15 protein-coding genes are annotated in these 14587 nt (G+C 40.3%); 9 read left to right on the forward strand and 6 right to left on the reverse strand.

Annotation, left to right across the window (positions count from 1 at the left end; genetic code table 11):
• Window positions 1-52 precede the first annotated feature (52 nt).
• A complete protein-coding gene (locus tag ACL8WY_RS14870; RefSeq protein WP_436515545.1) occupies window positions 53-1003 on the forward strand; it encodes an L-threonylcarbamoyladenylate synthase in 951 nt (316 codons plus the stop codon).
• On the opposite strand, the gene ACL8WY_RS14875 is transcribed toward ACL8WY_RS14870, so the two are convergent.
• From ACL8WY_RS14875 to ACL8WY_RS14895, 5 genes are all read right to left on the reverse strand, one after another.
• Complete coding sequence (locus ACL8WY_RS14875; RefSeq protein ID WP_436515546.1) at window positions 1000-2160, reverse strand: hypothetical protein; 1161 nt, start codon at window positions 2158-2160, stop codon at window positions 1000-1002. The two genes, ACL8WY_RS14870 and ACL8WY_RS14875, sit on opposite strands and share 4 nt — an antisense overlap.
• Before the next feature lie 40 nt (window positions 2161-2200).
• Entirely contained in the window at window positions 2201-3688 is a 1488-nt protein-coding gene (locus ACL8WY_RS14880) for a S10 family peptidase (protein ID WP_436515547.1), read from the reverse strand.
• Window positions 3689-3801: 113 nt separating this feature from the next.
• The gene (locus ACL8WY_RS14885; protein ID WP_436515548.1) at window positions 3802-4863 is read right to left on the reverse strand and encodes a DUF4097 family beta strand repeat-containing protein; all 1062 of its coding nucleotides are present in this window, start codon (window positions 4861-4863) and stop codon (window positions 3802-3804) included.
• Window positions 4835-5326: a hypothetical protein gene (locus ACL8WY_RS14890; RefSeq protein ID WP_436515549.1), complete on the reverse strand. Its 492-nt coding sequence runs from the start codon at window positions 5324-5326 to the stop codon at window positions 4835-4837. Before ACL8WY_RS14890 ends, ACL8WY_RS14885 begins: the two co-directional genes overlap by 29 nt.
• A gap of 19 nt (window positions 5327-5345) precedes the next feature.
• Entirely contained in the window at window positions 5346-5900 is a 555-nt protein-coding gene (locus tag ACL8WY_RS14895; protein WP_436515550.1) for an RNA polymerase sigma factor, read from the reverse strand.
• Window positions 5901-5984: 84 nt separating this feature from the next.
• Between ACL8WY_RS14895 and ACL8WY_RS14900 the strand changes: the two genes are divergently transcribed.
• The 4 genes from ACL8WY_RS14900 to ACL8WY_RS14915 all read left to right on the forward strand — a co-directional run bounded on the left by ACL8WY_RS14900 (window position 5985) and on the right by ACL8WY_RS14915 (window position 10054).
• Window positions 5985-6584, forward strand: coding sequence for a hypothetical protein (locus ACL8WY_RS14900; RefSeq protein WP_436515551.1), 600 nt, complete (start codon window positions 5985-5987; stop codon window positions 6582-6584).
• A 65-nt stretch (window positions 6585-6649) separates the two neighbouring features.
• Window positions 6650-8662, forward strand: a complete 2013-nt coding sequence (locus ACL8WY_RS14905; protein ID WP_436515552.1) for an OmpA family protein — start codon at window positions 6650-6652, stop codon at window positions 8660-8662.
• A 43-nt stretch (window positions 8663-8705) separates the two neighbouring features.
• Window positions 8706-9713 (forward strand): 3-oxoacyl-ACP synthase III family protein, encoded by a 1008-nt coding sequence (locus ACL8WY_RS14910; RefSeq protein WP_436515553.1) that lies wholly within the window; start codon window positions 8706-8708, stop codon window positions 9711-9713.
• 182 nt (window positions 9714-9895) lie between these two features.
• Window positions 9896-10054 carry a hypothetical protein gene (locus ACL8WY_RS14915; RefSeq protein ID WP_436515554.1) on the forward strand — a complete coding sequence of 53 codons (159 nt, stop codon included), beginning with the start codon at window positions 9896-9898 and terminating at the stop codon, window positions 10052-10054.
• Window positions 10055-10400: 346 nt separating this feature from the next.
• On the opposite strand, the gene ACL8WY_RS14920 is transcribed toward ACL8WY_RS14915, so the two are convergent.
• A complete protein-coding gene (locus tag ACL8WY_RS14920; RefSeq protein ID WP_436515555.1) occupies window positions 10401-11228 on the reverse strand; it encodes an alpha/beta fold hydrolase in 828 nt (275 codons plus the stop codon).
• A 48-nt stretch (window positions 11229-11276) separates the two neighbouring features.
• On the opposite strand from ACL8WY_RS14920, the gene ACL8WY_RS14925 reads away from it, so the two are divergent.
• Genes ACL8WY_RS14925 through ACL8WY_RS14940 form a run of 4 tightly spaced genes read left to right on the forward strand, consistent with a single transcriptional unit; the run spans window position 11277 to window position 14291 of the window.
• Window positions 11277-12215 carry a phosphoribosylaminoimidazolesuccinocarboxamide synthase gene (locus ACL8WY_RS14925; RefSeq protein WP_436515556.1) on the forward strand — a complete coding sequence of 313 codons (939 nt, stop codon included), beginning with the start codon at window positions 11277-11279 and terminating at the stop codon, window positions 12213-12215.
• A 6-nt stretch (window positions 12216-12221) separates the two neighbouring features.
• Window positions 12222-12593: an STAS domain-containing protein gene (locus ACL8WY_RS14930; RefSeq protein ID WP_436515557.1), complete on the forward strand. Its 372-nt coding sequence runs from the start codon at window positions 12222-12224 to the stop codon at window positions 12591-12593.
• A gap of 2 nt (window positions 12594-12595) precedes the next feature.
• Window positions 12596-13519, forward strand: coding sequence for a ribonuclease Z (locus tag ACL8WY_RS14935; RefSeq protein ID WP_436515558.1), 924 nt, complete (start codon window positions 12596-12598; stop codon window positions 13517-13519).
• Window positions 13509-14291 (forward strand): queuosine precursor transporter, encoded by a 783-nt coding sequence (locus tag ACL8WY_RS14940; protein WP_436515559.1) that lies wholly within the window; start codon window positions 13509-13511, stop codon window positions 14289-14291. The genes ACL8WY_RS14935 and ACL8WY_RS14940 overlap by 11 nt, the downstream gene beginning before the upstream one ends.
• Window positions 14292-14587: the final 296 nt, after the last annotated feature.

Genomic DNA, 14587 nt, shown 5'->3' on the forward strand with positions numbered 1-14587 from the left:
GCCACATGACAAATTCAAAAGGTTCATCATCTTTGCCGAAGGAAGAAATTCCATGGCAGAGATAGGAAACGATATCGCAAAAGCAAAAACACTACTATGCACTGGAGAAGTGGTGGCTATACCAACTGAGACGGTTTATGGGCTAGCTGGAAACGCTTTGGATGAGAAGTCTATTCTCAAAATCTACACAGTTAAGAATCGGCCTAAGTTTGATCCATTAATTGCCCATGTAGATACATTAGAAAAAGTTGAAAATCTTGTCCATGAAATTCCTGATCAAGCGATGGCATTGGCCGAGCAATTTTGGCCTGGCCCACTGACCATCTTACTTTCAAAAAAAGCTGAAGTACCAGATCTTCTCACATCGGGACTGGATCGCATAGCTGTAAGAATACCAAACCATCCGCTGACCCAGGATCTATTATCTCAACTTGACTTCCCTGTTGCGGCTCCAAGTGCCAACCCATTTGGGTATGTTTCGCCCACCTCGGCAGAACACGTTCAGAATCAGCTTGGAGAAAAGATTAAATATATACTGGATGGAGGACCATGTAGGATTGGTTTGGAATCCACTATTGTGGGCTTTGAAGATGGAAAAACGGTTGTGTATCGTTTAGGTGGCACCAAAGTAGAAGATATTCAATCCATTGTAGGCAAGGTTGAAATTAAAGTAAATATGAGCTCCAATCCTGCTGCACCTGGAATGCTAAAATCACATTATTCGCCAGGAAGAAAGATGTTGGTTGGAGACATTGAGCAAAACTTGAAATCATTAGATTCCGCAAACACTGGGGTTATTTCGTTCAGCACCTCACATGATGTGCCTGAATCAAATATGGCTGTGCTCTCAGCGACTGGTGATCTCGATGAGGCAGCGAGAAATATTTTTGCGGCGCTTCGCAAAATGGATCAACCTCACATAAACACAGTACTTGCCGAAGTACTACCCAACGAGGGTTTAGGAAGAGCTATCAATGATCGGTTAAAAAGAGCGTCTGTCTAATTATCTCCCTTATAGACATTCTCAAAAGGAGTCAGTTCGCCGGAACTGTTGATGAAAAGCGTGTAGTCAAAATTTTTGCTTGATTTCAAAGCTGCATCGCTTATCGTGTGTTTGATCAAAGTGGCAGGGTTTACTTTTAGTTGATCCGGGTAGTTGAAATTGACTTTTCTCAAATCACTGGAAATTATCAGTTTGTTGAAGAGAGCTGATATTTTAATAATCATCACCTGATCCTTTAAAGGAGAAAAATCTAGCTTATCAAGTTTTGAAATTGAGGAACCTTTCGTGGCATGTCGCATGCCAATGACGCACAATACGCCTGTATCTGGGTATTCCTCAACCAGCGATATAAACTTTTTATATATCAATCGATCCCTGAATTTGTAATTGTTATTGGGGTTAGTGTAATCGAATGTCAGGCCGTCATCCATCTCTAAAATCATAGTAGCAAATTGGACGAAATCGTCTTCAAAAAAGCTGGTATATGCATCACTTTTTCGTTCCATTTCATCGATGGTTTTAAGTACCAGGCTTTCTACCACTTCCCTATCATAGTAGTACATCACAGAAAGACCCTGGTAGGATTCACGGTGTGCTTTTGTATTTTCAAATAGCTGCTTGAAAACGCCAAGAGTTGAATTCAATGATGCTGGAATATCTCTTTCACCAATCAGTTCATTGATTACATAAATGGCTGACTCCATCTTATATTCAATGTCAATGCTTTTAACGAAAATTCGTTCTTTCTTAGGTTGTGTCAGATTGAATTCGCGCAGGTCCTCAAAAAAAGCCCAATTCTCTTTACCCCAAAACATAGTATTGCGCACTATATGACGAAGCATTGTGGTATCTCCTGAATCAAGGTAACTGTTTATCATATGAGCCACGCTAGCACCTTGCTCTATCGCTAAAATTCTCACATTCCCGTTGCGATGTAAGTACCGCAAGACTTTCATTGTAGCCTGAGGAACAGAGCGAATGTTGTGCCAATGTTCCGCCAACACAAATACCCGATTACTGTCAATTTCTATTTGATCAAAACCAATGAAATTATCATTTTTTTCGACATTGATAGACTGGATGTTAGACGGAATCTGCGCCAGAGAAATCGCGCAGATTGTTATAGCTAGTGAAACAAGTGGTATTCGTCTATTCATCTATCCGACCAACGCCTTATGGTAAGGCAAATTGTACTGATCAATATTTAGCAGGTTTATTACCTGGAAGCGTTTTCTGAATAAACGCTCTAAGGTGATCGTTGCTGCTAATTAAATCTTCATTCCTTAAGTACATCATGTGTCCACTACGATATCCTTTAAATGAAAGTCTATCCTTCATCTTTCCACTGGGATCGATTTGCCACATAGTATACTTAGCATCAAAATACTTGGTGGCTCCATCAAAGTATCCACTCTGTATCATCGTATGCAAGTACGGATTTTGAGCCATTGCTTGTCGCAAGTTTTCTCCTGTATTGTTGCCGTCTCTATTCCAAGGATGCACAGGACCAAACATGTTGTACTTAATGTCCGTCTCGTACTTGAGCACATTTTTGTAGTAATAGTTGATTGCCGGAGTAAACGCATGAAGCCAGCTGGTTAGTTCTGAGTTGAAGTCCGGTCGATCACCTCCATCAGTGCGATCTATACCTTTGTATCGCGAGTCTAGTCGACCAACTGTAAAGCCCTCATCACGCAACAGTTCTTTCCAGAAGAATGATGTGGGTACGTCAAGATTGTATTGAAGGATTGCCTTCTCCGAAATGCCCGAATACCTAGCAATCATTTTGGCTGCATTTCCTCTTTCATCGTCACCAACAAAACCTCCTTTTGTCAGAGTTGGCATTAACTCTTGAACAGAATATGTTTCTACTTCTTCCAATACCTCAAGTAAATCCTTGCTTTGAAGATCTGACGGGAGCTTTTTATGGTACCATGCTGCTGCGGCAAAGTAGGGTACGCGGAGCGCTGCTCCCAATGGTCCATCTCTTCTCCCTTGACCACTATGTATACCAAGTTCAGTTGGTGAAACCAAAATCACTCCGTTGAGGTACATCCACTGCCTGTTTTGCAGCTCTAGTGCCAGGCCGGAGACACGAGTGGTTCCATAACTTTCTCCAATTAGGTATTTAGGAGATTCCCAACGGTTCATGCGTGTCACAAATGTATTGATCCATTCCGCTAGATAGGAGATGTCTTCATTCACTCCGAAAAAGTGATCTCTACTTGTATTTTCCTTATCCAGAATCCTTGAATAGCCTGTATTAACAGGGTTTACAAATACAATATCTGCCACATCAAGGATGGAGTTCGGATTGTCTTTTACACCATAGGGCTGAACAGGAAAACCTTCATCGTCAACTTTCAGGATTTTCGGACCAGTGTAGGCAAGGTGCATCCACACTGAAGCAGATCCTGGGCCGCCATTAAATGAGATGACTAGCGGTCTTGCTGCTCGGTTTTTAATATCGCTTCGCTGATAATAAGTGAAATGAACAGCGGCTATGGCTTTGCCATCCTCATTCCAGACGGGCTGTGTTCCGGTGGTAGCAGTATAGGGAATAGACTTTCCTTTAATCGTTACCTGATGAGTAGTGGAAGTTGTTTCGTTGGCAGAGATCATTCGATCCTGGCCATGCAGTGAGATGAATAGAAAAAAGGAGCAAAAGGTGAGTACTGTTCTCATAGGTTTTGATTTGAAATTGGACAAGAAAAGTACCAAGAAATGAGCTGAGTAGGAAACAAAAAAGACATGCTCGGCAAATGAGCATGTCTTTCGGTTAGTTGATTCTTTGAAACCTAGTCCATTTTTAACCTGAGGTTTCCGTAGCTGGAGTCTATCCTTATCTCCTTGCTTGGATCGCCATTCCCTATCTTTCCCTTATAAGTGCTTTTATTAGATTCTTTGACACGGTAGTTGAATGTGGCGTCAACATCGGATGATACTTTCAGGTCTGCAAATGAGAACTCAGCATTTATGTTAGCATTTAAGCCTTCTTCCAGTCCGATCTCATAGGAGCCAAACTTCCCATCAATGTCTACAAGTGTGAATGATTTTGCCAGCTTATCAATTCTGAAATTTCCAAGATAGCTGCAGTCCAGCTCGATACTTCCCGTCAACTCTTCGATATCAAAACCTGAGAAATGAGCATCAGCATCTATTTTTCCGGCCTTTTCTATTTCTAGCTTTCCATATTTACTTTCAACTTCCAGATCGGCTACCTCACCAATTTCAATCTCTGAAAAACCTTGGGTCAAATCAAGTTTACCCGCACCATCTATTTCAAAATTGCTGTATTTGACTGTTGCCTCTCCGTCTTTGATCATGCCGATACTCCCGCCACCAAAGGAGAGTTTAATCTCAGTGTCTCCACTTACATCTCCTACACGCATAGAACCATATGAGACATTGATGTCCAGATCATTTTTCCGGTCACCCATTGTTACATCACCGAAGCTATTTTTAACTTCCAGAGGATTTGATTCAGGCATATAAATGGTGTAATTAATTTCAAACCCTTCCTCATTCTTGTTTTTTGTGCTGGAAATCTCAGTTTCGAATACAATTTCAGCTGAGCTTTCTGTGATATCGATATCGATGGCATCAAGAATATTTTGAGCTCTATCCTCGTTACGCCCTTTACCGATAATCTCGACTTTAATATCAAACTCACTTTTTTCCCATGAGTTGATTTCTACTTTACCAAACTTGTTTTCGATCTTCAGCTTGGTAGTTGCACTGACTTTAAAGTTGCGCTCTACGTATTTCTTCTTTTGATCCTGCTTACCAGCGAATACCGATACCGCCAGTAGAAGGCAAAGTGTAGCTATTCTATATTTCAATGGATATGTTGTCTTCATTGTTTTGGTTTTTAATGTTTTGTAAAATGTCCAGTTGTTTGTTCAGGATGTCAAGTCTCAACTGCAGGTTGTTGATCATTGCGTCCATCACACGGTCATTGGAAGCGTTAGTTTGGTAGGTTTTCTTCAATTCCAAATACATGGAATCCAGTTGGTCGATTTCCACCAGAAATTGCTCATGTTGCTCAGAGGTTAATTGCTCCTGAATCGCTTGCTTTCGTTGAGCAATCAGAGACACGTAATAATCCTCCGCTTGTGTAAACTCGTCACTTAGCATTGGGCCATCTAAAGATTCAGATTGACTCTTATCTATCATTAAATAAATCGTGGAGACCATAAAGAGCATTGCTGCCACTTTCCAGACGGTCGGCCAGATCGCATGCTTTTTACTCAGCTTCTTATCTATACCTTCCCATGCTTTATCACTCGGACTTGCATCATTAAATGCTTCCCGGTTTTCCATGATAAATTTTTCTAATTGATCACCCATAATTCACCTCCTGTGTTACAATCATTTTCAATTTGTCTTTTGCTCGCTTGTACTGGGATTTGGAAGTTGATTCCGTAATCCCGAGTATTTCGCCAATTTCTTTGTGGTCGTATCCCTCAAAAAGATAGAGTGATAGTACCGTTCTGAAGCCGGACGGCAATTCATTCATTGCGTTTTGAACTTGCGCTACCGTATAGGCAGGCTCGCTTTTTTCCGGTTCAAATTCATTGACCTCATCTTTTATATCCTGCGCCAACATCAAGTCTTTTTTTATCCGCTGTACTTGATTCAGCGCTTTATTGATCACGATTCTTTTCAGCCATGCTCCAAAAGAAGCATCTTCTCTGTAGCTTTTAAGATTTTGAAAAGCACTTACAAATGCATCCTGCAATACATCTTCAGCTTCATTTTCATCACTTACAATTCTTAGTGCAGTATTAAACATCGCTTTGTTGTACAGCTTGTATATTTCAAACTGTGCGGAGCGATCTTCTTTTCTACACCTTGCTATTAGGTCAGCGTGAATATTTACCGTGTTAGCTTCCAATTTTTAGGTTAGTTCAGTGTAAAGACTTGGAAAGGGGAGATGGGTTGCATGTTGTTGTTAATTTTAGACGATAAGTTTGAAAAAATGAAAAAAATCCTTTGGATAATCCTCCTGATTCCTTCTTTGGCTTCAGCTCAAGAATTAGATTCGTTAGTTACAGATACTACCGAAATAGAACCTCCTGCCTATTATCTAGCGGTTTATGTAGATGCCGGTGCTAGCTTTGAAGCTAGCGCACCTGAAAGTAATTTTTTTAGTGTTTTAGGTATTGGAGCCCAATATGAAAAATGGATGATTGGATTCTATCGATATGATTTCCAGGGAACATCTCAGTCACTGGTTGTGTTTCCTAATTCCTTTGAATTAAAATATAGATATGCCGGGGTTTACTTAGGATATCAATTTTATCAGAATGAGCTGCTCAATGTTTCTGCAGGCGGAAGCTATAATAAAGGAGATGCCGTTTGGAGAAGCCTTGAGGATGGTCAAGACTTTTTAAGGGATGAATTTGATTTAATCAAAATGAGATTAAAGGTAGAAATTGGGAAAATAAGGTATATAAAGCCTCATGCCAGTATCGGCTATCAAAAAATGAGGAATCTTAATCTGGCGAACCTGAATGAAAGTAATTTTTCCGGCTTGTTTGTTGCAGCTGGTATCCGCATTGGTTATTTTAACCAATAACTTATTTATTTATAGACGTTTAGGGTTATTTAATTAAACTTGTACAAGAATAAGAAAACGAAGCTATGACTAGAGTGATTCGTGTGTTTTGTGCCATTCTGTTTATGATCGCTTTTACAGAATTACAGGCTCAGCGGACATTTAAAATGTATAAAGAAGCGGAGGAAACCTTCTATGATGAGAGGTTTGGAGAGGCATTAGAGAAGTATCAGGCAATTCAGGAAGTAGATTCAGCATATGAAGATGTTCTTTACAAAATTGAGATATGCAAGCTGCTCTCAATTACCCAGTATGAGAATATGATGCCATTTAATGACTATGAAGAGGTAATGTCTGATCGAGACAAATTCTATTATTACTGGCAAGGAAGAATACTCATGAAAGAATATGAGTTTGAAGAAGCTCTGAAATCTTTGAGGAAATTCATACAACTGCCAGAAAAAAAGAGCGATGAGATTATGGAAGAAGCTCGTCGCTGGGCTAATTGGGCAACAGCCGCAAAGAAATTCATGGATAATCCTATGTATTATGAGATTCACTTGTTGGAAGAGGGACTTAATACAAAATATGCTGAGCTAAGCCCTGTGTATTTTTCAGATAATGAAGAACTAATGTTTCTATCCAATCGGGACGAATCCAAGCCTGATCAATTTCAAATTTATCATTCGAGACATGAAGGAAACCGAACTTGGTCAGAGCCAGAGGTGCTTTACAATGTGGGGACATTTACCCGCGACAACTCGAATATCGAAGTGGTCGCAGAAGACGGACGATTATTCCAGTTTCGATCTGATAAAGGTGGAGATCTATTCTATAGCGAACCAACAGATACCAAAACAGGATGGTCGGCACCAAAAGAGTTCGATAGCAAGATATCTTCGACACACCTTAGTTCACACTTCTTTATCAACGAACATGAAGATCGAATCATTTTTGCCAAGAATGTAGGAAGTAAGAAAGATCCTAACCTGGATCTATTTCAATCGTATCGAGATCACGAGACCGGTGATTGGAGTAAGCCTGCACTTTTTGCCACCACGATCAATAGTGAATACAATGAAGATAGTCCTTACTTGAGCCCGGATGAGCAAACCCTATATTTTGCCTCTGATGGACATGAGACCATGGGCGGGTACGATATTTTCAAGTCTGAGTTTGACTCCACTACGCTAAGTTGGTCAGAACCGGTAAATATGGGTTTCCCGGTAAACTCTCCAGACGACGAGCTCCATTTCAAGTTGAACAATGATCAGATGTCGGGTTACTTTACATCTAATCGATTGCACACGATTGGCGATTATGATATTTTCTTTTTCTGGGAAATACATACAGTGAAAATAAAAGGAAGACTAATCGATGGGCCTACCGGAAAACCAATTACGGATGCCCGTATTTTCTTCCGGCCTGTTGAGTACACCGATATGTATTTTTTCTCACCTACTGATGAAAAAGGACAATATGAGATGGTGATCAATGCAGATGATGTGTATGAAGTTGAGGTGAAAATGGAAAATGAGACAGTTAAACTTGATGACTTTGAAATTCACTCTACAGGCGGAGCTAATACAACTTATATTAAAGATTTTTACGTTGGTGAAGTGCCAGCGCAATCTGCGGCAACTGCATCCACCAGGCCTACAATCAACACACCAAAGGTTCCAAAGCCTACTACTCAGCCAATTAGACCTCAACGAAACGAATCAAAGATTCAGGATTTAGGCCGGATGAATAGCACAAGTGATCGTGCGGTGGTTAGAAACATCTATTTTGATTTTGGTGATACACAAGTATCCGGCGATAGTGAACCGATATTGAGAGCAATTCTGGCTAAGATGATCGAATATCCTCAAATGAGGATTGAGATTGCTGGACACACAGATAGCGTAGGTGATGAGAAAACCAATCAGTGGGTTTCGCAGAAGCGTGCGGATGCCGTGAGAAACTGGCTAATTACCAATGGTGTTTCGAAAGATCGGATGATAGCGAAAGGCTACGGTGAAAATCAACCACTCGCAACTAACGACAATGAGCGAGAGGGACGAGAGCTCAATCGAAGAATCGAGATTATCGTCAGATAATAATCCTTCTTTCCCGTATATTTAGATACATAAAATAAACAGCATGTATACCTCAATTATTGCTGGTCTAGGACATTATGTACCCGATAATGTCGTGACCAATGAAGATCTGTCCAAAATTATGGATACAAGTGACGAATGGATTACCGAAAGAACAGGTATCAAAGAACGTCGGTGGATAGACCCTAAAACAGATGATAGCCCATCTACTATGGGAACAAAGGCAGCCCGAATGGCCATCAAGAATGCAGGATTGACTCCTGATGACATTGATTTTATCATCTTCGCTACCCTTAGCCCAGATTACTACTTCCCAGGACCTGGTGTGATGGTGCAGGAACAATTAGGCATTAAAGAAATTGGCGCACTTGATGTTCGCAATCAATGCTCCGGATTTGTGTATAGTTTATCGATAGCAGATCAGTTTGTGAAAACGGGCATGTACAAAAATGTACTGGTGATAGGCGCAGAAAATCATTCCGGAGGCCTTGAAAGATCCGATCGAGGAAGGGGAGTTACTGTAATATTTGGTGATGGCGCAGGTGCAGCAGTAGTCCAGCAGTGCGAAGAGCAGGATAGAGGGATTCTTTCCACGCACTTGCACTCTGAAGGGAAGCATGCTGAGGAGTTGGCGCTTATTGGTCCGAACACGGGAAGGTGGGTTCCGGAGATCATCAAGGAAAATGATCCCGAGGATTCAAGCTATTATCCGTATATGAATGGCAACTTCGTTTTTAAGCATGCGGTTACCCGATTTATGGAAGTAATAGGAGAAGCACTAACTACCAATAATAAAAAACCTGAAGATATTAGCTTATTGGTGCCACATCAAGCCAACCTACGAATTAGCCAGTATGTTCAAGCTAAAATGAAACTGACTGACGATCAGGTTTACAACAACATCATGAGGTACGGTAATACCACAGCTGCCTCAATTCCAATTGCTATGAGTGAAGCCTTTCAAGAAGGCAAAATCAAAAATGGTGATTTGGTATGTCTCGCAGCTTTCGGAAGCGGATTTACCTGGGCATCGGCACTCATCAGGTGGTAGGTTTCTATATCATTTGATAAAATCCTAATTGGACAAAACGCACGTTTTTATCGATAAATAAAGTATTGGCAATTTTAAAATTGCATTTTTTAAAGAACTTATTTAATTATTTTAATTATACACTTAGAATAGTTAAATTTGTTCTCATCAAAGTATAAATCGACCATAAATCATAAAAGCGAATGAAATTTGTAAAAACTCTACTCGGAAAGTCAACAGACGAAAATCAACTTAAACTTAAAAAGGAGGCTAGTGGAGAGTGGGTAGTGCGTAAGGGATCTACCGTTCTTTACATTGGATCAAAAGATAAGTGTGAGACCTATATGAGTCACGCATTCTAGATACCGGCAAACGGATACGCAATAAGAAAGGCAATGCATCTCATCAGGCATTGCCTTTTATTTTGCCCTATTTCGTATTAAATAGAAATATTTGAATAAAAAATATGACTATTTATACAACATTATTATTATATTTATGTTTAATATATAAATGATACAATTTTTAACTTAATATATACTCACGATGAATCTATTTAGGTTATTTGCAAAACGGAGAGATAAAAACAGAATCAGGCTAACGAAATCACAAACAGGTGATTGGATGGTAAAGAAAGGCTTTAGCATCCTATACATTGGCAGCAGAGAAAAATGCGAAACTTTTATGAAACAGACGCTTAGCGTCTAGCTATGGATAATAAACATGGCCATCCGCTAACGAGTGGATGGCTTTTATTATCTCTTCAGGATGTGTCCAGGGTATGAAGTGATTTACATCCTCAAGCATATAAATTTCCAGCAATGAATCTGGAAGCATTTTTTGTGCGAAAGCTGCATTCTCTTTAGGTACCAACGAATCTTCAGTTCCCTGAATGACGATCGTTGGTATTTTTATTTTATCCCACAATGGGACCATTTCACTTAGCTCCTTCTTAAGTGGCATAATCTCATCGTTGCTTGCCTCAAATTCTTTAGGAGTGAAGAATGCACCCACTTGCGTGTCAATTACCTTCCTGTACCATTCATCTTCCTCCATTTCAGGATCTATTGAAGGAGCTACTAAAATCATTCCCAGATACGTATCTGGGTAGTCCATGGCCATTCGAGCAACAACGGGTCCGCCCAATGAATGGCCAATTAGAATCTTATGTTTTTTTGGAAATTGATTTAAAACCTCGTTAATCAGAAAAGCCTGCATCTCTATCGAAGGCTCTGCCTCACCAAATCCTGATTCACCAAACCCAGGCCTATCAACTGATATGATGTCAAATTGCTTTAAAAGTGTATCTGCTTTGAAAAAATCTATAAATGCACTCCATGAGCCTGGAGAGCCATGAATAAAAGCAATCATCGTATCCTTCTGCTGATCTATATAGGCATAGTGCATATTTCGGGAACCAACCAGCAAGTTCTCAAACCGAATTTCAATGGATTCGAGACTTTCTTTTGCTTCTGAATCCTCCATTCGAAATTCACAGGCGCTTAATATCAGAATAAAAAAGACAGTTTTTTTCATTGCTCGAGTATTCATGCAATCGTACACATCGGGCTATATTTGCCGTCTATGTCACAAGGCATCATTTCTACCAATTTTCAATTTAAAGGACAAACCGGAAAATATACCGGAAAGGTTCGTGAAGTATACGAGTTTGGGGACAAACTGGCAATGATTGCGACAGATCGAATCTCTGCATTTGATGTCGTCCTACCCAAGCCGATCCCATATAAAGGGCAGGTTTTGAATCAATTGGCCGCAAAGTTTTTAGAAGCCACCAATGATATCGTCCCAAATTGGGTAGAATGCTCGCCACACCCGAATGTGACTTTCGGTAAGCGTTGTGAACCCTTCAAAGTAGAAATGGTGATTCGGGGCTATCTGACCGGACACGCCTGGCGAGAATACCGAGATGGAAAACGAATGCTTTGTGGTGTGCCCATGCCAAATGGGATGAAGGAGAATGAAAAGTTTGCATCTCCTATCATTACACCGACAACCAAAGCTGATGAAGGACACGATGAAGATATTTCACGTGAAGAAATCCTCAAGCAAGGGATTGTTTCAGAAGAAGACTATTTGAAGTTGGAGGATTATACACGAAAGCTTTTCGATCGAGGAATAGAAATAGCAGCAGAGCGTGAATTGATATTGGTGGACACCAAATATGAGTTTGGAAAGTATAATGGTGAAATCTATCTCATAGACGAGGTTCATACACCTGATTCTTCCAGATACTTTTATACAAAGCCATATCAGGAATTGTTAAATAATGACCAACCCCAAAAACAACTTTCTAAAGAGTTCGTAAGACAATGGCTGATCTCAGAAGGTTTTCAAGGGAAAGAAGGTCAGCAAATACCGGAAATGCCAGAAAAAAGAATTAAGATGATATCTGACCGATATATCGAGCTTTATGAGAACATCTCAGGTGAAAAGTTTGTTAAGGACGAATACTCAGATAAATTAGCCCGCATTAAAGAGGAAATTGCCCAAATTGTAGAATAAAGAATTATGGAATTTACAGTAGACAAATACGAAAACTATTCAATCGCTAAAATCAATCAGGAAAAAGTAGATTCTGCTGTTTCTCCTGAATTGAAGTCAGAATTCATGAACATCGCTCAGGATGGAGTCAAAAGCTTAATCGTGGATATGGCAAATGTTAAATATGTAGATTCAAGTGGGCTAAGTGCGCTTTTAGTTGGGAATCGATCTTTCAGTGAGTCAGGCGTTTTTGTGCTTTACAATGTGACTGATCACGTGATGAAGCTGATCTCTATCAGCCAATTGCATAAAGTCATGAATATAGTTGCAAGTCAAGAAGAAGCGGCTGATGCTGTCCTCTTAGCGGAGATCAACAAAGGTCAGAGCTCAGCAGAATAAACTTGAGTCTTGAACTACTGATACTTGGATCTAATTCAGCGGCGTTCGCACACCGCAGACATCATACCGCGCAAGTATTTAAACTTCAGGATCAAAATTTTCTAATTGATTGTGGCGAGGGTACGCAACTTCTTATGAAGAGGCACAAGGTGAAACTCTCACGGATAGATCATATCTTCATTTCACATCTGCATGGCGATCACTACTTTGGATTGATTGGGCTTCTGTCCACCATGCATTTGTTTGGCAGACAAAAAGAGTTGCTCCTGGTCGGCCCTCCGGGGCTGAAAGAAATACTTCAACTCCAACTCAGACATTCGGAAACCTCACTTGGTTTTCAAATCCGATTTGTCGAGTTTAAGCCTGGAGAATCTGAGGTGATTATGGATCATCCCAAGTTTACAGTGACTTCATTGCCTATGGATCATCGGGTGCCTTGTTCCGGTTATCTATTTAAGGAAAAGCCGAAGAAACGAAGAATCAATCGTAAGGTCTTGCCTGAAGTGCAACTTTCTAATCTGGACATCCTTAGACTCAAGGATGGTGAAGACATTCTTAACGAAGATGGATCGGTGAGGTATGAAAACAAGTTGATCACATTGGACCCGAATCCAAGCTTCAGCTATGCATTCTTTTCTGACACCCGTCTTAGACCTGAACTGTTAGAAACCATCAAAGGTGTGGATTTACTTTATCATGAAGCAACGTTTGCCAATGACATGAAAGACCGAGCGATTGCCACGTACCACACCACTGCTGAGCAAGCGGCTCAATTTGCAAAAGATGCGAATATTGGAAAATTGATTCTTGGGCATTTTTCTGCTCGTTATAAAGAGCTGGATTCCATCATAGATGAAGCAAGAGCGATATTTGAGCATTCGGAGCTGGCTATTGAAGGAACCAAATTTGTGGTAGATGGGAAATAAGAAACAAAACCTTTTCATTATCCTGGGCGCTATTTTTCTCACCAATGCCATCCTCGCGGAGTTGATAGGTGTGAAGATCTTTTCGTTGGAAGAAACACTAGGCTGGAACCCGGCGAATCTAAACATCTTCGGCTACATACTGGATTTTAATTTAACAGCTGGAGTAATGATATGGCCAGTGGTTTTTATCACAACAGACATCATCAATGAATACTTCGGAAAGGCAGGCGTAAGAAAAATCAGTTTCATTGCGGTTGGGTGTATTATGTATGCATTTCTCATGATTTGGCTAGTTACTAAGCTAAGCCCGGCGGCATTCTGGTTGGAGGTTAATAATACGGATGCAGAGGGAAATCCCTTCAACATGAATTTTGCCTTCAATAAGATCTATACACAGGGACTTGGCATCATCGTTGGATCTATCATTGCTTTTTTGATAGGTCAGGTATTGGATGTAATCGTATTCCAGCACTTGCGAAAAATCACAGGGGAGAAGATGATCTGGCTAAGAGCCACGGGTTCGACACTCATCTCTCAACTCATTGACAGTTTTGTTGTGTTAGCGATAGCTTTTTACATTCTTGCACCGGCCGAGAGTCGCTGGGATATTTCTCAAGTGATGTCAGTAGGTTCGCTCAACTACATCTACAAATTTATTATTGCCATTGCGCTTACGCCTCTGATTTATTTGGGTCATTACCTGATCGATCGGTACCTGGGCAAAGAGGAGGCAGACAGGATCAAAGAAGAGGCTAGCCAGAGTAGCTTCTAAGCAGTCATTTCTTTAATCTTCAACAATAATCCCCAGGAAATTTGAGCTTCTTAGCGAACGAATGCTGTCGACTTCTTCCTGGCGTGTTTCGCAGGAAAATGCAATAAGTACGAGACAAAATCTAAGTAGTAGTTTATTGAATGTATTCATAAGCCTATTGATAGCTTTTGGTTTGGGTAAGTCATTTAAAGATTAGCTAAATGGTATGATTTCAATAGATCAAACAATCTTTGTTTCTTCGCCTATCTTTTTAAGAACCTCATTAAGGTTGCTTTAAGATTCCATACTTTATTCTT

Origin of the sequence: Ekhidna algicida (assembly GCF_051379705.1) — a bacterium.
In the GTDB taxonomy this organism is placed as follows: domain Bacteria; phylum Bacteroidota; class Bacteroidia; order Cytophagales; family Cyclobacteriaceae; genus Ekhidna.